Below are 19,109 nucleotides of genomic sequence, written 5' to 3'. Positions count from 1 at the left end.
GTCAACGTACAAAGTAAGATCGGGAGATTGAAGGGGTTGGGGGAGTATGAATACATTCGGCGACCGATTCGTGGTGGACCCCAGTTGGGGTCCTTATCTGGGCGAGATCAGCAAGGTCGTTCGCGCAGTCGACCTTGAAAATGGGCTAGCCAAGGTCGCGCTCAAGATCTTTGACAAGGACGCTTTCCAACAGAATGTTGTAATGGAAGCGTTCTCGCGCGAGTGCGAATCGCTTGAGAAGCTATCAAGCCATGACAATATCGTTAGCCTGATAGATCTCGGGCGTGATGCCGCGAGCGGCTGCAACTATGTCGCGCTGGAGTGGTGCGACGCCAATCTGAGTGAGCACCTGATCAAGCACCCGGAGCCGACTTGGGGCGGGTTCTATGCGCGCTACGGTGCTGACATCTTGGATGCCCTACGGTTCGCCTACTCACAAGACGTCTTGCACCGGGACATTAAACCTCAAAATGTCCTAGTCGACGCCAATGGCCGAGCTTGCGTCACCGACTTCGGCATTTCAAAATTTCGGCGATACTACAAGCCAGGCGTCACTCTAATACACTTCAAATCGGTGCCCTATGCACCGCCAGAAGACGGCAGCGATTTTCCCGATACTCGGGACGTTTTCTCGTTTGCGGTATTATGCCTCGAATGCGTTGGCGGTGTGCCCCTCAAAGACTACGACGCGGTGCACACGGCATCGCGAAAAATCGATCTCCCGGCGGAGATTCGCGAGATTCTGATCCGCTGCGTCAATAGCGACCCCGCACTTCGTCCAGCCAACATCGTGGTTCTTGCTGAGGAGATCGAGGCCGCGATGGCCCGGGCCGCGACGCTGGGGGCTGTCACTCGAAACGTCCCTGTCTATCTCACTCAGGCAGCCCTTGAGGCGATGCGCGCGGAGCGGCATCTCGGATCCAACGAACTCGCTGCGCAGCAGATCATGAACGAGCTCAATGAGATCTGCGGCATCGACGAACTAGATAGCTCGGCCGTTGTGGGCGAGCACCATCTTGCCCTGTTGACTGCTGAGTTTCGGTTCCGAGCGGTCGTCGATGAGACCCGCCAGGCCCTATCAATCATCGGCGTCTCCGCACAAAACCCTTCGCGACTTGAGCGGCAAAGGGATAGAGCCTGGCAGCCACTCGTCCAGTTTAACCAAGCAGGATATCGCGGTGATAGCGTTGCGATGGATTGGCTGGCCAGTGAATTCGCAGAGTTCCTTACGAACCGCAAGGTCCAGGCAAGCCGGCTCGCCGAAACAGAGTTGTTCGATCGCTGGTCGTCGACATTGCGGGCCAAGGAAGGCATCCAGCATCTCCGCAAGGAGCCAATCCACTTTTCGGGCGTGGATATCGACGGCGCCCGCCTGATTCTGAAAGCGCGACACAATCTCGGAGAGGCGGTCACAGGACAACAGCGACTTATCCATCTCGACGCGCGCAATACCGTCTTTGGCGAGATTGAACGGACCGACGGCGAAACCGTGGTGCTATACTGCGGACCCGGCCAGAATCTGGCTGCGGTGCCGAAGGAAGGTCAACTCGAACTCGATGTGAGGCAGTCGCAGATCGCACTCAAGCGACAGATCGCGGCGCTGGATGCGGTTAAGTTCGGACGCAACACGAGGCCAGACCTACGGGATATACTAACCGGCAAAAAACAGCCGGAAACACCACGTCCGCCCGCGGATGTCGAGTTCTTCCAGTCGGATCTCGACGACGACAAGAAGAATGCCGTCCGCGCTGCTCTCGGAACTAGGGATCTCCTGATCGTCGAAGGTCCGCCAGGCACTGGAAAAACTAAATTTATTACTGAGTTAGTCGCTCAAGTCCTCAAGAGGAAGCCCGGTTCGCGCATCTTGTTATCGTCGCAGACACACGTAGCTCTCGATCATGCACTGGTTAACATCGAGAAGCTTGCGAAGGCTAAATCCATTCCTCTGCGCGCAGTGCGGATAGCTCGACGCGGTGATGAGAAGGTGTCCCCTGAGCTCAATCATCTGTTGCTCGAGTACTGCGTAGGCCAATGGCTGCAGGATGCAATGCAACGGTCCGAGCGGTTCTTGTTCGATTGGGCGGCCGAGCACGATATTACCTCCGAGCACGTGCTGATCGGTATGGCCCTCGCTGAATTAAGATTCGCCGGCTTGCGCCTCCATTTATCTCAAGAGCGCGTGAACGCATGTCGCGATGAACTCCTTGCGCTCGAAGAGGAGCGCAAGGAGTTGTCCAAGGATAAGGCGCGTGGCGACGAATTTCGTATTTTGGTTGCCGACATCCGGCTTAAGCAGGTGGAAACGACACAGGCTGAAGAAGCGGTTGAGGTTGCGCGGCATACTTACCAAGCAGCTACTGACCGGGCTCGCGGCTTCCCCGATTTAGCCGACCAGATCGAGACATTGAGTGAGAAGGACATGGTCGAGCTTGAGCATGACTTTATTCACCATTCAGAACACGGTCCGCAGTATCAGAAGCTTCTCGTGCTCGCGGAGGAATGGCGACAGCGTTTCGGTCAGTCTTCTGATTTCCATGGCGCATTTATCAACGACTGCGACTTAATCGGAGGGACTTGCCTCGGCGTGGCTGCGCATGCGCTTCAGTCTGTGGAGTTCGATCTATGCATCATCGACGAAGCCTCGAAGGCGACACCAACGGAAATGCTCGTGCCGATGGCGAAATCGCGAAAATGGATAGTGGTAGGCGACCCGAACCAGCTACCGCCGTTCGTCGATGACTCTCTTGAGGCCCGGCGCGAACTGGAACGGCAGGGGGTAGGTAGGGACGAGGCGCGTCGGACACTTCTTGATCATTTCATCGAAGTGGCGCCGCGAGCGAACCAAGTCTCGCTTCTTACCCAGCACAGAATGGTAAAGCCGATCGGGGATCTCGTCAGCGCGTGTTTCTACAAAGGGACACTTAATAACGTGAACGAGAAACTCTGCCCATGGCTGGCCAAGGCATTCGCCCTACCAAAACCGGTGACTTGGCTTAACACAGCGGCGAACCCGCGCAGAGTTGAGCAGTTTCACCGAGGCACCTACGTGAACGACACGGAAGTTGAAGCGATCGAAAACCTGCTCCTGCGTCTCCAGCTCGCTGCGTCAAAACGCAAAAATAAGTACAGCGTCGCGCTACTATCGGGTTATGGCGGACAGGTCGCTGCACTCGACCGTATGGCGGCGGCGCGCCGGCGCCAACACCCAGACCTCGAGATCGAGACTGGAACGGTCGACTCCTATCAAGGTCGCGAAGCCGATATTGCCGTCTATTCAATCACACGCTCCAATCCGGAAGGGAAGATCGGATTCCTAAAGGAGCACGAACGGCTTAACGTCGCCCTTTCGCGCGCCAAGTTAGGGTTAGTCATCGTCGGAGATTCGGTGTTCTGTGACAGCGTCACGGGTCGCAACCCTTTTGCCGAAGTCCTTTTCTATATGCGCGGCCATCCTGACGACTGCGCCTTTGTGGAAGTATGAGCATGCGCCCCGATGAGATTGCACGCAGCTTTGACGACCGCCCCGGTTTTAACTTGGTCGATTTTGAAGAGGTTGGCCTCCCGGTCTACAGATTGACCTCAACTGTTCTCACCTTGCAGCCGAAGGCATATTCGGCGATCGAAGAGTTTGTGTTGCGCGCCGTGGAGGCTGGCCTTGCAACTGTTGAGACAGTCGCTGGTTTTCTCGGAATCAGCATGACGATTGTTGAAGCTACGGCCTCGATACTAATTAAGGATGACGAACTCACTGTCTCCCCAACCGGCACATTGCGGCTCACACGCAAGAGCGAGCGAGTGCTTGCCGGGGAGAGCCATATACGTCCTCACGAGCAGTCGCTGGTGTTTCGCTATGACGGGCTTACTCGCCGCCCGATCCGCACCGACGAGTTGAGGTTATGGGAGCCCAGGGATTTACGCGACCGCGGCATCCGGGAAATCCGGCCGTTTCCGCCTAAGCGTCCCAACCCCGAGGAGATTAAGGGCGACGAACTCCAAGCTGTTCTTCGTACGCCAAGCCAGGCGACCGAGCCAAGCGTGCAAATCCTGCAAGTGAAAAGCATTAGCCGAGCCTTCGCGAATTTCATTCCGGCGATCGCCCTCATCTTTCGACGCCTCTCCGGTAACGAAGTACAGGTTGGGTTCGCTATTGACGGTCGGCTTTCTCGTGAACATGAAGACGCCTTTGCAGCAAGCGACGGCCCAGCAAGGATGGGGATCGCGCCAGCGATTCTCAACGCAAAACCGCTACCCGACGATTCCGGTTTCAATCTACCCATAGCGCCGCCAAAACCGGACGTCGCAGGGGCTCAAGCGCAACGAGAGAAAGCGATTTCCAAACTGCGACGGCAGATCGCGGCGAAGCGGGAAGAGCAAGATCCAACTGCCCCGGCGCTGGGTGATTCATCGCCGCCGAACGAAGTCGAGATGATCGCGGTGTACGATCATCCGCCATTGCTACGCATGGCGCTTGAGGAAGCGGTCAAACGGCTGATTATCATCTCGCCTTGGATTACCGATGCCGTGGTCGACAAGAGCTTTCTTCAGAAGCTCACCCAACGCCTAAACGACGGCGTCGATGTATATATTGGCTATGGGCTTGGGGAGGAAGAACGTGTCCCCACAGCGGTCAAGCATCTAGAGAAGCTGGCAAGCGACCATCACAATTTCCGATTTGTTCGCCTAGGCAACACCCATGCCAAGATCCTCATCAAAGACGATGACTGGCTTGTGACGACCAGCTTCAACTGGTTGTCTTTTCGCGGCGATCCCAAGCGGACGTTTCGCGAAGAATGGGGTACGCGCATCGCTATGCGGGACCAGGTTGCAGCGTATGCGCTAACGATTCTTAAGCGGTTTGATGTCGGCGGGTCTGGACCGCCGTGAAAATCTCCTGCTGGGCCCTCACACATCAAGGCCGACGCGTGGATAACCAAGACGCTGTCGGTTTGCCAGGGCATTTGATGACGGACGATGGAGAGGTCATTTCCCGCGTCACGCCTCTCACGCGAGATGGTTCTGTGGTTGCGGTCGCGGACGGTGTTGGCGGGAGACCAGACGGGCGTTGGGCAGCCTTTGCAGCGATCGAAAGCCTTGCCACAAAACCTATTGCAGACAATGAGGCTAAAGCTCTCAGGCTAGCCATCGCCAGCGCTCACAGGAGCGTACTCGCACGAACGTCTCGGGGCATAGGCCCTGCGACCACGATTGCTGGAATATCCGCAAGCGAAGAAGGTGTGCTGATTTTCAATGTCGGCGACAGCCGCGTGTACCAAATTGAGCATGCAGCTGTGCGGCTATTAACGGTTGATCATCGGTCGCAGACTGACTCGCGAGCGATCACGCGGTTTTTAGGAGGCTCGGAGGCGAACGCAATCCCTTATATTGATCGTTTGGAGGTCGACCTGGGAACCGAGTTCCTTATATCTACCGATGGCTTTCACCAATTCCTGCGCGAGACTGATCTCTTGCTGTTGAAGGACCTTACTCCTGACCGAGCGCTTGCGTCGTTATTCGACATGGCGCTCGACAACGGTTCAAATGACAACCTTTCTGCGATTTTTTGTCGGATTGAATAGCCACAAAGCGGCACTAAATCACTCTCCTCGAATCGCCCCTGGGATCGACCTCCTAGCCGACCAAATGTAAGCCACCGCACGCGTATCGCTCTCGTTCGTCGTAGGGCGAACCTTAGCGTCCTTAGTCGGCAGCAAAACGGCTCATTCGGATGATGGCAGAGGTCGTCGTCTATGCGCCAGCAGAGCGCCGCGGCCTGCCCGTCCCCTGTATTTGTTCTCTATTGGCGCCAGCCCTACGACCCACGACGATAACGCCTTGCAGCCCTTAGCAATTGCCACCGATCTTGATGGCAATTGCTGTCAAGGATCATTCACTTGTCCGCCACGAAAATCCTCTGGGGCCAGATCACCGTCGTCTTCCTGATCGTACTCGCCACGACATGGTCGGCGACGCAGTGGACAGCGTGGAGGTTCGGCTTCCAGGCGCAACTCGGGACGCCATGGTTTGAGCTGGCAGGCGTGCCGGTCTACTACCCGCCGGCCTTCTTCTGGTGGTGGTATTTCTATGACGCCTACGCGCCGCCTATCTTCGTCGAGGGCGCCTTTATCGCAGCCTCGGGAGGATTCACCTCCATTGCCGTGGCGATCGGCATGTCGGTCTGGCGGGCGCGCGAGGCGAAGAACGTCGAGACATATGGTTCAGCGCGCTGGGCCAACCCAAGCGAGATCAAGTCTGCAGGGCTGCTCGGTCCAGACGGCGTCGTTCTCGGCAAGCTCGATCGCGATTATCTTCGGCACGACGGGCCGGAGCATGTGCTATGCTTCGCGCCAACGAGAAGCGGCAAAGGCGTCGGCCTCGTGGTGCCATCGCTCCTGACCTGGCCAGGCTCGGCCATCGTCCACGATATCAAAGGTGAAAACTGGCAGCTCACGGCAGGATTTCGCGCCAGGCACGGGCGCGTGTTGCTGTTCGACCCCACGAACGCAAAGTCCTCCGCCTACAACCCACTGCTTGAGGTGCGCCGCGGCGATTGGGAAGTGCGCGACGTCCAGAATGTCGCCGACGTGCTGGTCGACCCCGAAGGCTCGCTCGAAAAGCGGAACCATTGGGAGAAGACTAGCCACTCCCTGCTCGTCGGCGCGATCTTGCATGTTCTCTACGCTGAACCTGACAAGACGCTGGCTGGCGTCGCTGGATTCCTCTCGGATCCGAAGCGGCCGATCGAAACCACGCTGGCGGCGATGATGACGACGCCGCATCTGGGACAAGCCGGCCCGCATCCAGTCGTGGCTTCGACCGCGCGCGAGCTCTTGAACAAATCCGACAACGAGCGATCCGGTGTGCTCTCCACCGCCATGTCATTTCTCGGCCTCTACCGCGATCCCGTCGTCGCCGAGGTGACCCACCGCTGCGACTGGCGCATCGCTGACATCGTCTCAGATGCCAAGCCCGCAACCCTCTATCTCGTCGTACCGCCATCCGATATCTCGCGCACTAAGCCGCTTATTCGCCTGGTGCTCAATCAAATCGGCCGGCGCCTGACCGAGGATCTTCATGCGAAGGACCGCCGCCATCGCGTCCTGATGATGCTCGATGAGTTCCCGGCGCTCGGCCGACTCGATTTCTTCGAGAGCGCTTTAGCGTTCATGGCCGGTTACGGCCTGAAGGCCTTCCTCATCGCCCAATCGCTCAATCAGATCGAGAAGGCTTACGGCGCCAACAACTCGATCCTCGACAACTGCCATGTCCGCGTGAGTTTTGCGACCAATGACGAGAGGACGGCCAAGCGCGTTTCGGACGCCCTCGGCACTGCGACCGAAATGAAGGCGATGAAAAACTATGCCGGGCATCGTTTGTCGCCCTGGCTCGGGCATCTCATGGTGTCGCGCTCGGAAACGGCGAGACCCTTGCTCACACCGGGCGAGGTGATGCAACTCCCGCCCAGCGACGAGATCGTCATGGTGGCGGGCACGCCGCCGATCCGCGCGAAAAAAGCTCGCTACTATGAGGACGCACGGTTCAAGGAGCGCGTCCTGCCGCCCCCCGATCCCGCGAAGAGCGGCAGGTCAGTTCGCAAGGACAACTGGTCGGCGCTTGCCCTGCAGAAAGCTTCGCCCGCGCTCCTTACCGAAGCCGAGAAGGCCGAGCAGGACGCGGCAAATAGCGGCCTGCGCCGCGAACCCGAGCTGCGGGATCACGTCGCCATCGCCAGGGAGACCAGCGGACCGAGGCCGCAGGAAGAGTTTGCCATCATCGACGATGACGAGCCGGAAGACACCGCACGGCAGGGCCGCATCCTGCGCCAGCAGATGCGCGGGGTCGCCCGCCAGGTCGCGCTCGACCCTGACGATGGCATTGAGATGTGAGGCTCGACCATGCGCGGCCGGATGAACGTCTATTTCCCGCCTCAGATGCTGAGAGAGATCGTCGAGCTTGCCGATCGCAAGAAGCTCTCCCGCTCGGCGATCGTCGAGGCGGCGGTTGCCTCATTCCTGTCGCCGGATGGTGCCGACCGGCGAGAAGCAGCGTTCACCCGTCGCCTCGACCGGCTTTCGCGACAAGCACAGCGCATGGAGCGCGATCTCGGTGTTACCGCGGAGACGCTAGCGCTGTTCGTCCGCTTCTGGCTGACCATCACGCCGCCACTGCCGACCGACGCCCAGGCGGCGGCCCAGATCAAGGGCCGTGAGCGCTTCGAGGGGTTCATCGAAGCGCTGGGCCGGCGCCTGCAAAAAGGACAGAGCTTCCTCCGGGAAATTCCCGACGACATTGGCAACCTTTCGCCGACCAAAGATCCCGACGAGTCGGGGACCGCCGGCTGAATGGTCTTCGCGAGGCGGATGCCAAGTATTCCAACGTCCCGCCGTTTCCCTGTCTTTATACGCCAGGCCGCGACGCCACATTGTAGTTGTTGCCAGCCTCTAATTCCTGCCTCTTCTAATCATCCCCGATGCCAGCGCCGCCTTTGCGGTCCTTTGGCAAGAAGGGGACGACATGGCGGTTTCTCACCAACAATCCGAGGCGATCATCCGGGGCGCGCGCATGCTGCGCACGGCCCTGGGACCGGCGATAGCGGGGTTTCTGGAAGATCCCGAAATCGTCGAGGTCATGCTCAACCCCGACGGGCGGCTCTGGGTTGATCGTCTTTCCCACGGGCTCGCCGACACGGGCGAGCGGCTGTCGTTCGCCGACGGCGAGCGCATCGTGCGGCTCGTCGCCCACCACGTCGGCGCCGAGGTTCATTCCGGTCGTCCACGCGTCTCGGCCGAGCTGCCTGAAACAGGGGAGCGGTTCGAGGGGCTTCTGCCTCCCGTCGTAGCGGCCCCAGCCTTCGCCATCCGCAAGCCCGCGGTCGCCGTCTTCACCCTCGGCGATTATGTCGACGCCGGCATCATGACGGCCGACCACGCTGAGGTCCTGCGCGCGGCCGTTGCCGCGCGCAAGAACATCCTCGTCGCCGGCGGCACCTCGACGGGCAAGACCACGCTCACCAACGCGCTGCTGGCCGAGGTCGCCAAGACATCTGATCGCGTGGTGCTGATCGAGGACACCCGCGAGCTGCAATGCGCCGCGCCGAACCTAGTCGCGCTGCGCACCAAGGACGGCGTCGCCTCGCTTTCCGACCTGGTGCGCTCCTCGCTTCGCCTGCGGCCCGACCGCATTCCCATCGGCGAGGTCCGCGGCGCCGAGGCGCTGGATCTGCTCAAGGCATGGGGCACCGGACATCCCGGCGGCATCGGCACCGTTCACGCCGGAACCGCCCTCGGCGCGCTCCGACGGATGGAGCAACTCATTCAGGAAGCTGTCGTCACCGTGCCGCGCGCGCTCATCGCCGAGACCATCGATCTGGTCGCCGTGCTTTCCGGTCGCGGCTCGCACCGCCGTCTCGCCGAACTCGCCTGGGTAGACGGGCTGGATCCCGCTACCGGCGACTACCGCACGCTCGACGCCAAACACGACCCCAAAACAAGCGCGAATCCCCAGTCCTCCACGGAGTCTCAGAATGAACCCGATCCGCTTCACTTCATCGTCTATCCATAAGATTGCCGACCTGCTTTCCACGACCGCAGCAACCGTTTTCGTTGTGGCCACGATGATCGCGCCAGCCCATGCCGCCGGTTCCTCGATGCCGTGGGAAGCACCGCTGCAGTCGATCCTCGAATCCGTCGAAGGGCCAGTCGCCAAGATCCTTGCGGTGATCATCATCATCGTCACCGGCCTGACGCTGGCCTTCGGCGACACCTCGGGCGGTTTCCGCAGGCTGATCCAGATCGTCTTCGGGCTGAGCATCGCCTTCGCTGCCAGTTCCTTCTTCCTGTCGTTCTTCTCCTTCGGCGGCGGGGCGCTCGTCTGATGGACGGCGTCCTCGACCATGGCGGCGACATTCCGGGCTTCACCGCCCCGGTCCACCGCGCACTGACCGACCACATCCTACTTGGCGGCGCGCCGCGCTCGGTCGCCATCCTGAACGGGACGCTGGCCGCGGCGCTCGGCCTCGGCCTGCGGCTCTGGCTGGTCGGCCTGATGCTCTGGGCGATCGGCCATTTCGCGGCCGTCTGGGCCGCTAAGCGCGACCCGATGTTCGTCGATGTTGTGCGCCGGCATTTGCGCATCCCCGGTAATTTGAAGGTCTGAAGGATCTGAGCCAGCCATGATGAACCTTACCGAATATCGCCGCGCGTCTTCCCATCTGGCCGACTTCCTGCCCTGGGCAGCCCTCGTCGGCGAAGGCGTTGTCCTGAACAAGGACGGCGCATTCCAAAGGACCGCGCGCTTTCGCGGGCCGGATCTTGAATCTTCGGTGCCGGCCGAAATGGTCGCGGTCGCTGGACGCCTCAACAATGCTTTCCGCCGGCTTGGCTCCGGTTGGGCTATCTTCGTCGAGGCCGTCCGGGTATCGGCACAACGGTATCCAGAGAGCCGGTTTCCCGACCCGGCGTCCGCCCTCGTGGACGCCGAACGCAAAGCCGACTTCGAGGAAGAAGGCGCGCACTACGAGTCCAGCTACTACCTGACCTTCCTCTATCTACCACCGGCCGAGGACGCCGCACGCGCCGAGGGCTGGCTTTATGAGGGCAAGGCAAAGAGCGGTCTCGATGCCCGCGCGATCCTGCGCGGCTTCGTCGATCGCACCGACCGGGTACTGCAACTCGTCGAAGGGTTCATGCCCGAATGCGCATGGCTCGATGACGCCGACACGCTGACCTACCTGCACTCGACGGTCTCGACGAAGCGCCATCGCGTGCGCGTGCCCGAGATCCCGATGTATCTCGACGCGCTGCTGGCGGACCAGGCGCTGACTGGTGGCCTCGAGCCGCGGCTCGGCAATTCGCACCTACGCATCCTCACTATCGTCGGTTTCCCGACCTCGACTACACCTGGCATCCTCGACGAACTGAACCGGCTCGCCTTTCCGTATCGCTGGTCGACGCGGGCAATCATGCTCGACAAGACCGACGCGACAAAGTTGCTGACCCGGATTCGGCGGCAATGGTTCGCCAAGCGCAAGTCGATCGCCGCGATCCTCAAGGAGGTGATGACCAACGAAGCGGCGACGCTGGTCGACAGCGATGCGGCGAACAAGGCGGCCGACGCCGATCTCGCGCTGCAGGAACTTGGCTCCGACCTGATCGGGCAAGCCTATGTCACGGCAACTGTCGTCGTCTGGGACGACGATCCCCGCATCGCCGAAGAGAAGCGGCGCCTTGTCGAGAAGGTGATCCAGGGCCGCGACTTCACCGCGATGACCGAGACGATCAACGCGGTGGACGCCTGGCTCGGCAGTTTGCCGGGGCAGGTCTACGCCAACGTCCGGCAACCGCCGGTCTCCACCCTCAATCTCGCCCACATGATCCCGCTCTCGGCGGTGTGGGCGGGGCCGGAACGGGACGAGCATTTTGCAGCGCCCCCCCTGCTCTTCGGCAGGACCGAAGGCTCGACCCCGTTCCGGTATTCTCTTCATGTCGGCGATGTCGGCCACACCCTCGTCGTCGGCCCAACCGGCGCCGGCAAGTCGGTGCTGCTGGCGCTGATGGCCCTGCAGTTCCGGCGCTACAGCCAAGCACAGGTCTTCGCCTTCGACTTCGGCGGTTCGATCCGTGCGGCGGCGCTCGCCATGGGCGGCGACTGGCATGACCTCGGCGGCGACCTGACCGATGGCGTCGCGGCGTCCGTCTCACTCCAGCCGCTTGCGCGCATCCATCACACGCCCGAGCGCGCCTGGGCCGCTGACTGGATCGTGGCGATCCTGGTGCGCGAGAGCGTCGCGATCAACCCGGAGGTAAAAGAGCATCTGTGGTCGGCACTGACCTCGCTCGCGTCAGCCCCGGTGGCGGAGCGCACGCTGACCGGCCTCTCCGTGCTGTTGCAATCATCGGCCCTGAAGCAGGCGCTTCGATCCTATTGCGTCGGCGGACCTTACGGCCGTCTCCTCGACGCCGAGACGGAGCGGCTCGGCGAGGCTTCCGTCCAAGCTTTTGAGACTGAGGGGCTGATCGGCACTGGTGCTGCGGCCGCCGTGCTCTCCTATCTGTTCCACCGCATCGAGGACCGCCTCGATGGTCGGCCGACGCTGCTCATCGTCGATGAAGGCTGGCTCGCGCTGGACGACGAGGGATTTGCTGGCCAGCTCCGCGAATGGCTGAAGACGCTGCGCAAGAAGAACGCCAGCGTCGTCTTCGCCACGCAGTCACTCTCCGACATCGACCGCAGCGCGATTGCGCCTGCCATCATCGAGAGCTGCCCGACGCGTCTGCTGTTGCCGAACGAGCGGGCGATCGAGCCGCAGATCACCGCCATCTATCGGCGCTTCGGCCTCAACGACCGCCAGATCGAGATCCTCGCGCGAGCCGTACCGAAGCGCGACTATTATTGCCAGAGCCGCCGCGGCAATCGCCTGTTCGAGCTGGGGCTCGGCGAGGTGGCCCTCGCCTTCACCGCCGCCTCGTCCAAGACGGACCAGGCCGCGATCGAACGCGTCCTCGCTGAGGCCGGTCGTGATGGCTTCGTGCCCGCTTGGCTTCGGGCGCATGGCATCGCGTGGGCGGCCGACCTCATCCCCGATCTCACGAACCTCAGTCCCCAAACCCAAGAGACAACCCAACCATGATTAACCGTTCCCCTTCCAGCATAGCGCGTCTCGCGGCGGCCCTGGCGACTGCGCCCATTGTGTTGTCGCCGATGCTCACGACATCAGCCTACGCGCTCATCGTCTTCGATCCGACGAATTATGGCCAGAATGTCCTTCAGGCCGCCCGAGCACTGGAGCAGATCACCAACCAGATCACCTCGCTCCAGAACGAAGCGCAGATGCTGATCAACCAGGCTCGCAACCTCGCCAGCCTGCCTTTCTCCTCGCTCCAGCAGCTGCAGCAGTCTGTCCAAAAGACGCAGCAACTCCTTTCCGAGGCGCAGAACATCGCTTTCGACGTCCAGCAGATCGACCAGGCGTTCCAGACAACCTACGGCAGCGCCGCGCTCTCGGATTCGGACCAGGAGTTGATCGCGGGAGCTCGCGAGCGTTGGCAGAACACGGTCGACGGCCTCCAGGACGCCATGCGCGTGCAAGCCGGCGTCGTCGGCAACATCGACACCAACCGGACCCAGATGTCCGCGCTCATCGGGCAGAGCCAGGGCGCCACCGGCGCGCTGCAGGCGGCGCAGGCCGGCAACCAGCTTCTCGGCCTCCAGGCGCAGCAACTGGCCGACCTGACCGCCGTAGTCGCGGCGAATGGCCGGGCGCAGGCGCTTCAATCGGCAGAGCAGGCCGCGGCCGCCGAACAGGGCCGCGAGCAGCGCCGCCGCTTCCTGACGCCGGGCGCCGGCTACCAGCCGGGCAACGCCCGCATGTTCCAGAACGGCGACTGAGGCAAAGTCATGGACGGAAAGATGCTCGCCCGGCTGGGCGCGGTCGTGTTCGTCGCGGTCACCGTGGTGGCGACCGCGCTCGAGCTGACCCGGAAGGAAGATCGCTCCGCGATCCCCTCGGTCGGCCAATCGGAGGCCGGCAGCGCCGATTCGTTGCGCGGCGACCTGATCCGGTGCCGGGAGCTTGGCGAAGCGGGCACGCGCGATCCGGCATGCCTACGCATCTGGGCAGAGAACCGCCGCCGCTTCCTCGCGCCCGCGCCGCCGGCGATCGATCGACCGGAGGCCCGATAGCCTCATGGGTGGCACCGGCGTCATCGATCACTTTCTCGAAGTCTTTACCCGCTACATCGATTCCGGCTTCGGCCTGCTCGGTGGCGAGGTCGCCTTTATCGCCACCACGCTGATTGTGATCGACGTGACGCTGGCCGCCCTGTTCTGGTCGTGGGGCGCCGACGACGACATCATCGCCCGCCTTGTCAAGAAGACGCTCTTCATCGGCGTGTTCGCCTACATCATCGGCAACTGGAACAGTCTCGCCCGCATCGTCTTCGAGAGCTTCGCCGGCCTCGGCCTCAAAGCGTCCGGCACCGGATTTTCGACCGCGGATCTCCTGCGCCCCGGCAAGGTCGCCCAGACAGGTTTGGACGCCGGCCGGCCGCTGCTCGACTCCATCTCCGGCCTGATGGGCTACTGGTCGTTCTTCGAGAACTTCATCCAGATCGCCTGCATGTTTCTCGCCTGGGCGCTGGTGCTGTTCGCCTTCTTCATCCTGGCGGTCCAGCTCTTCGTCACCCTTATCGAGTTCAAGCTCACCACGCTGGCGGGCTTCGTGCTGATCCCCTTCGGCCTTTTCGGCAAGTCCGCCTTCATGGCCGAGCGGGTGCTCGGCAATGTCATCTCCTCCGGCATCAAGGTGCTGGTGCTCGCAGTCATCATCGGGATCGGCTCGACACTCTTTTCCGAATTCACCGCCGGCTTCGGCGGCGCAACGCCTACCATCGACGACGCCATGGCGATCGTGCTTGCCGCGCTCGCGCTGCTCGGCCTTGGCATCTTTGGTCCCGGCATCGCCAATGGCCTCGTCGCCGGCGGGCCGCAACTCGGCGCCGGCGCCGCTGTCGGCACGGGTCTGGCTGCCGGCGGCATGGTGATGGCGGGCGGAGCCGTCCTTGGCGCGGCGGCAGGCGGCATCAACGCCGTGTCGAGTGGTGCCTCGACCGCTGCGCGTGGTGGCGCCACGCTCGCCGGCGGAGCCGCGAATTCCTATAGCCTTGCGTCTGCGGGCCAGACGGGCGCAGCCGGCGTTGCCTCGGGCCTCGGCGGCGTCGCCCGCGCCGGTGCCAGTGCCGCCACATCGCCGCTTAGGCGCGCCGCGTCCCGCACTGCCGACAGCATGGCGCAGAGCTTTTCCAGCGGTGCAAAGGCCGCCTTCGAGGCCACTGGCGCCACTTCGACCGAAGGCACGATCGGCGGCGCTACCAACGATCCTTCCACTTCCCCAGGCGCCTCGACGCCGCCCGCCTGGGCGAAGCGCATGAAGCGCTCCCAGTCGGTCAGCCATGGGGTCTCGGCCGTCAGCCACGCCGTGCGATCGGGCGACGCCCATGGCGGCGGCTCTTCCGTCAATCTCTCCGAAGGGGACCGCTGATGTTCAAACGACCTTCCACCCACTACGGCAAGACACCCGAAACCGAGACGCCGTACCAAAAGGCCGCCCAGGTCTGGGACGAGCGCATCGGCTCGGCCCGTGTCCAGGCTAAGAACTGGCGCTTGATGGCGTTTGGCTCGCTCCTGCTCGCCGGCGGCTTCGCGGCGGCGCTGGTCTGGCAATCGGCGCGAGGCACCGTCGTTCCCTGGGTCGTTCAAGTCGACCGGCTCGGCCAAGCCCAGGCGGTCGAGCCAGCCGTCGCCGATTACCGCCCGACCGATCCGCAGATCGCCTGGCACCTGGCCCGCTTCATCGAACAGGTCCGATCGATCCCCGCCGATGCAATCATCGTTCGCCAGAACTGGCTCAGGGCCTACGACTTCACGACCGACCGCGGCGCGCTGGCGCTCAACGACTACGCCCGCGCCAACGAACCCTTCTCCAAGGTCGGGAAGCAACAGATCGCCGTCGAGGTGTCGAGCGTCATACGCGCCTCGCCGGACTCCTTCCGCGTCGCCTGGGTGGAGCGCCGCTACCAGGACGGCTCGCTCGCATCCACTGAGCGCTGGACTGCGATCCTCACGGTCGTGATCCAGCCGCCGCGAGACACTGAGCGGCTGCGCAAGAACCCTCTCGGCGTCTTCGTCAACGCCATCAACTGGTCGAAGGAGCTTGGCCAATGATCACTCATGTTCGTAGATCCATCCGGCCGGCTCCGGCGAAAGTCGGATTTCCTCATTTCCGTAAATCCGTCTTTCCACTTGTGCTGCTCTCCGCAACGGCGCTTGGCGGTTGCGCCACCAAAAAGCCGCCGCAGATCTCCTACGACGATCCACAGCCCGCTGTGCTCGCGGCGGATCCGCCGGCGCCGGTCCAGGTGGTCGAACTTCCACGTCCCCTGCCCTTGCCGGGCCAGTTGAAGCCGGTCAGGGAAACACGTCGAACACCGGAACCGGCCGAGCCCACCGCCCGGGTCAACCAGGCCAACGCCGCCGCGCGCATGCAGCCTGTGCAGGACGGCTTTATCAACGCGATGCAGGTCTATCCCTACACGCAGGGCGCGCTCTATCAGGTCTATACCGCCGTCGGACAGATCACCGACGTCGCCTTGCAGCCCGGCGAGCAGCTCGTCGGCTCCGGTCCAGTCGCCGCCGGCGACACTGTGCGCTGGGTGATTGGCGATACCGAAAGCGGCTCAGGCGGAACGCGGCAGATCCACATCCTCGTGAAGCCGACCCGTGCGGACCTGACGACGAATCTCGTCATCAACACCGATCGCCGCACCTATCACATGGAGCTGCGCTCGACGACGGGGACCTACATGGCATCGGTGTCCTGGCAATATCCGCAGGACCAGTTGATCGCCTTGCGCCGACAGAACACGCGAGCCGAGGCCGCTCAGCCCGTCGCCACCGGAGTCGATCTCGCGTCGATCAACTTCCGCTATTCGATCGAAGGTGAACGCGCACCGTGGCGGCCACTGCGTGCCTTTGACGACGGCCGTCAGGTCTTTATCGAATTCCCGCGCGGCATCGGCCAAGGCGAAATGCCGCCACTGTTCATCGTCGGCCCCGAGGGTGACACCTCCGAACTCGTGAACTATCGCGTCCGCGGCAATCACATGATCGTCGACCGACTGTTCGCCGCGGCCGAGTTGCGCTTCGGCAGCGGCCGTAAGCAACAGCGCGTCCGGATCGTCCGCACCGACGGAAGGCCCGCGTCATGAGCGAGGACCGGGAAGAGGAAGGACGGCCGCCGGTCGGTGGCGAAGCGCTTGGTCCCGCGCCCATGCGCCTGCGTGGGGAGGCGCCGCGCGTCACCCGCCTTTCGCGGCGTGTGCTGGCCGGGCTCGGTCTGGTCGCCAGCCTCGGCATTGGTGGCGCGCTGATTTACGCGCTGCAGACGCGTCACAGCGGCCCCGCCAACGACGAACTGTACTCGACCGACAACCGGACCACGGCGGACGGACTCGCCGGATTGCCGCGCGACTATTCCGGCGTGCCGCAGCCGCAGCCCAATGTTCCGCAATTGGGGCCACCGCTCCCAGGTGACCTGGGGCGTCCAATACTCAGCTCCCAGAACCGTGGTCAGCCTGTCCAAGGCGTCAGCGCAGAGGAACAGCGCCGGCTCCAGGAAATAGAATCCGCGCGCACCAGCCGGCTGTTCGCCGGCACCGAAACGCGGCCCGCACCGGCCACTCCGGCGCCCGCGCCGGGCGAAACGCCGGCAATCGAGGCGCCGACGCTAGCGGGCTTGGGCCTCACGCCAGAGCCTGTAACCCTCACCGCGCAGGATCGGCAGGCCGCCTTCCTCAACGCCGCCGTCGACCGTCACACGGTTAGTCCGCATCGCGTTGTGGAACCAGCCTCGCCCTACGTCTTGCAGGCAGGCTCGATCATCGCGGCGGCCCTCATCACCGGCATCCGCTCCGACTTGCCCGGCCAGATCACCGCGCAGGTGACCGAAAACGTCTATGACAGCCCGACCGGACGCATCCTTATCATCCCGCAGGGCGCGCGGCTGATCGGACAGTATGACAACGGCGTCGGCTTCGGTCAGCGCCGCGTCCTGCTGGTCTGGAACCGCGTCATCATGCCGAACGGCAGGTCCATCGTCCTCGAGCGGCAACCCGGCGCCGACGCCGAGGGCTATGCCGGTCTCGAGGACGGCGTCGACTATCATTGGTGGGATCTGGCCAAGGCGGCGGGCCTCTCGACGCTGCTCGGTATCGGCGCCGAACTGGCGATCGACGATGATCAACGCTTGCTCCGTGCTATCCGCGACGGGACGCAGGACACGATCAACGATGCTGGCCAGCAGATCGTCCGGCGTCAGCTGTCGGTCCAACCGACGCTCACCATCCGGCCGGGCTTCCCCGTACGCGTGATTGTTACGCGCGATCTTGTCCTCGAACCCTACGGAGGGTGATCCATGGCGAATCTGAAACTTGGCGCCATTGCCGACGACAAGCCGGTCAAGGTCTCGATCGAACTGTCGGCCACCCTGCATCGCGACCTCATCGCCTATGCCGAGGTTCTCGGACGCGAGACGGGCCAGCCCGTTGTCGAACCGGCCAGGCTAATCGCGCCGATGATCGAGCGCTTCATGGCGACGGATCGGGCGTTCGCGAAGGCGCGGCGGATTCGGCAGCCCTAGTTGGCAGCGAGGGATAGCGCTCTTCCAACAGCTTGAGGAAGTGCGCCAGAGCCGGGTTGTCGTTGTCGCTCTGCCAACAGGCGGCGTAGCTGATCCGGCTCGGGCCCCTGCCGTCCTGCACATCGCGATAGACGACGCCAACGTAACTGGCACCGATGGCAGCCTCGCATGTCAGGCTGACCCCGAAGCCCGCGCCCACCAAGCTCGCTATGCTTTCGCGGCTGACGTCCTGGGTGACAATCTTAGGCTGGACGCCGGGCGAAGCCAGTTCCGCCAGCAAAATGTCCCGGAGTTCCGGTTCGGGATCGCGCTGGCTCAGGAGGAAAGTTTCGCCTCTGAGATCGGTCCAATAGACGATATCGTTCGTTACCAGCGGATGGCTTTCCGGGAGCGCGACCATGATACGTTCGCCCCACAAGGCCATTGCTCCGCCATCGCGAACTGCCGGCTCGCCGGTGACGATGGCAACGTCGAGGGTGCCATGTTCCAAGCCTACAATAAGACTCGCTCGTGCTCCCTCGACCGCACGGATTTCCACGTTCGGAAATCGTCGCGCATGTTCCACCAAGCTCGCGCGCAAATTTCCCGCCGACAGCGAGGTGTAGAAGCCGATGGCCAGCCGGCCAGCCTCCCCCCTGCCTGCGGCCTTGGCCGACGCCATCATGTGGTCCAGCCCATCGACCAAATGCCTGGAGGTGCGCAGGATTTCGGTGCCGGCCGTTGTCAGCCGCACGCCGCTGCTCGATCGCTCGAACACCGCGACACCCAAGCGGTCCTCCATTTGGCGAATGCGGCGGCTGAGCGACGACTGCTTGACGCCAAGCGCCTCCGCCGCGCGACGGAAGCTGCCATAGTGCGCGGCCGCGACAGCGTACCGCAAATGGCGCAGTTCAATCGCCATTACGGACTCGCAGCAGCC

At 62.8% G+C, this 19,109-nt stretch carries 17 protein-coding genes; 16 read left to right on the top strand and 1 reads right to left on the bottom strand.

Annotated features, from left to right (window positions below; genetic code table 11):
* Window positions 1–46: 46 nt before the first annotated feature.
* The 16 genes from B5V02_RS22020 (at window position 47) to B5V02_RS21945 (ending at window position 18,190) form a co-directional block, all read left to right on the top strand.
* Window positions 47–3,481 carry a serine/threonine-protein kinase gene (locus B5V02_RS22020; RefSeq protein WP_111546212.1) on the top strand — a complete coding sequence of 1,145 codons (3,435 nt, stop codon included), beginning with the start codon at window positions 47–49 and terminating at the stop codon, window positions 3,479–3,481.
* A gap of 2 nt (window positions 3,482–3,483) precedes the next feature.
* Window positions 3,484–4,884, top strand: coding sequence for a phospholipase D-like domain-containing protein (locus B5V02_RS22015; protein ID WP_111546211.1), 1,401 nt, complete (start codon window positions 3,484–3,486; stop codon window positions 4,882–4,884).
* Between the two features lie 77 nt (window positions 4,885–4,961).
* Window positions 4,962–5,576 carry a PP2C family protein-serine/threonine phosphatase gene (locus tag B5V02_RS22010; protein WP_111546210.1) on the top strand — a complete coding sequence of 205 codons (615 nt, stop codon included), beginning with the start codon at window positions 4,962–4,964 and terminating at the stop codon, window positions 5,574–5,576.
* Window positions 5,577–5,891: 315 nt separating this feature from the next.
* The gene (locus tag B5V02_RS22005) at window positions 5,892–7,883 is read left to right on the top strand and encodes a conjugal transfer protein TraG (protein ID WP_111546209.1); all 1,992 of its coding nucleotides are present in this window, start codon (window positions 5,892–5,894) and stop codon (window positions 7,881–7,883) included.
* 9 nt (window positions 7,884–7,892) lie between these two features.
* Window positions 7,893–8,339, top strand: a complete 447-nt coding sequence (locus B5V02_RS22000; protein ID WP_111546208.1) for a CopG family transcriptional regulator — start codon at window positions 7,893–7,895, stop codon at window positions 8,337–8,339.
* A gap of 172 nt (window positions 8,340–8,511) precedes the next feature.
* On the top strand, window positions 8,512–9,558 hold the full coding sequence (trbB, locus tag B5V02_RS21995) for a P-type conjugative transfer ATPase TrbB (RefSeq protein ID WP_245446099.1): 1,047 nt from the start codon (window positions 8,512–8,514) through the stop codon (window positions 9,556–9,558).
* Window positions 9,521–9,871: a TrbC/VirB2 family type IV secretion system protein gene (locus tag B5V02_RS21990; RefSeq protein ID WP_111546207.1), complete on the top strand. Its 351-nt coding sequence runs from the start codon at window positions 9,521–9,523 to the stop codon at window positions 9,869–9,871. The genes trbB and B5V02_RS21990 overlap by 38 nt, the downstream gene beginning before the upstream one ends.
* Window positions 9,871–10,152: a VirB3 family type IV secretion system protein gene (locus B5V02_RS21985; RefSeq protein WP_111546206.1), complete on the top strand. Its 282-nt coding sequence runs from the start codon at window positions 9,871–9,873 to the stop codon at window positions 10,150–10,152. Before B5V02_RS21990 ends, B5V02_RS21985 begins: the two co-directional genes overlap by 1 nt.
* Before the next feature lie 16 nt (window positions 10,153–10,168).
* On the top strand, window positions 10,169–12,625 hold the full coding sequence (gene trbE / locus B5V02_RS21980) for a conjugal transfer protein TrbE (RefSeq protein WP_111546205.1): 2,457 nt from the start codon (window positions 10,169–10,171) through the stop codon (window positions 12,623–12,625).
* Entirely contained in the window at window positions 12,622–13,383 is a 762-nt protein-coding gene (gene trbJ / locus B5V02_RS21975; protein ID WP_111546204.1) for a P-type conjugative transfer protein TrbJ, read from the top strand. Before trbE ends, trbJ begins: the two co-directional genes overlap by 4 nt.
* Before the next feature lie 9 nt (window positions 13,384–13,392).
* A complete protein-coding gene (gene trbK-alt / locus B5V02_RS21970) occupies window positions 13,393–13,677 on the top strand; it encodes a putative entry exclusion protein TrbK-alt (protein WP_111546203.1) in 285 nt (94 codons plus the stop codon).
* Between the two features lie 4 nt (window positions 13,678–13,681).
* Entirely contained in the window at window positions 13,682–15,034 is a 1,353-nt protein-coding gene (trbL, locus tag B5V02_RS21965; protein ID WP_111546202.1) for a P-type conjugative transfer protein TrbL, read from the top strand.
* Window positions 15,034–15,717 (top strand): conjugal transfer protein TrbF, encoded by a 684-nt coding sequence (gene trbF, locus B5V02_RS21960; protein ID WP_111546201.1) that lies wholly within the window; start codon window positions 15,034–15,036, stop codon window positions 15,715–15,717. The genes trbL and trbF overlap by 1 nt, the downstream gene beginning before the upstream one ends.
* The gene (gene trbG, locus B5V02_RS21955; RefSeq protein WP_208647125.1) at window positions 15,714–16,760 is read left to right on the top strand and encodes a P-type conjugative transfer protein TrbG; all 1,047 of its coding nucleotides are present in this window, start codon (window positions 15,714–15,716) and stop codon (window positions 16,758–16,760) included. Before trbF ends, trbG begins: the two co-directional genes overlap by 4 nt.
* Window positions 16,757–17,962 carry a TraB/TrbI/VirB10 family type IV secretion system protein gene (locus tag B5V02_RS21950; RefSeq protein ID WP_111546200.1) on the top strand — a complete coding sequence of 402 codons (1,206 nt, stop codon included), beginning with the start codon at window positions 16,757–16,759 and terminating at the stop codon, window positions 17,960–17,962. The genes trbG and B5V02_RS21950 overlap by 4 nt, the downstream gene beginning before the upstream one ends.
* A gap of 3 nt (window positions 17,963–17,965) precedes the next feature.
* Window positions 17,966–18,190, top strand: a complete 225-nt coding sequence (locus B5V02_RS21945) for a DUF2274 domain-containing protein (RefSeq protein WP_111546199.1) — start codon at window positions 17,966–17,968, stop codon at window positions 18,188–18,190.
* Here B5V02_RS21945 and B5V02_RS21940 read toward each other — a convergent pair.
* A complete protein-coding gene (locus B5V02_RS21940) occupies window positions 18,138–19,091 on the bottom strand; it encodes a LysR family transcriptional regulator (RefSeq protein ID WP_111546198.1) in 954 nt (317 codons plus the stop codon). The two genes, B5V02_RS21945 and B5V02_RS21940, sit on opposite strands and share 53 nt — an antisense overlap.
* Window positions 19,092–19,109: the final 18 nt, after the last annotated feature.

Origin of the sequence: Mesorhizobium kowhaii (assembly GCF_003253745.1) — a bacterium.
In the GTDB taxonomy this organism is placed as follows: Bacteria; Pseudomonadota; Alphaproteobacteria; order Rhizobiales; family Rhizobiaceae; genus Mesorhizobium; species Mesorhizobium kowhaii.
The sequence above is the reverse complement of the archived record's forward strand: the minus strand, read 5'-3'. Positions and strand labels throughout refer to the sequence as shown.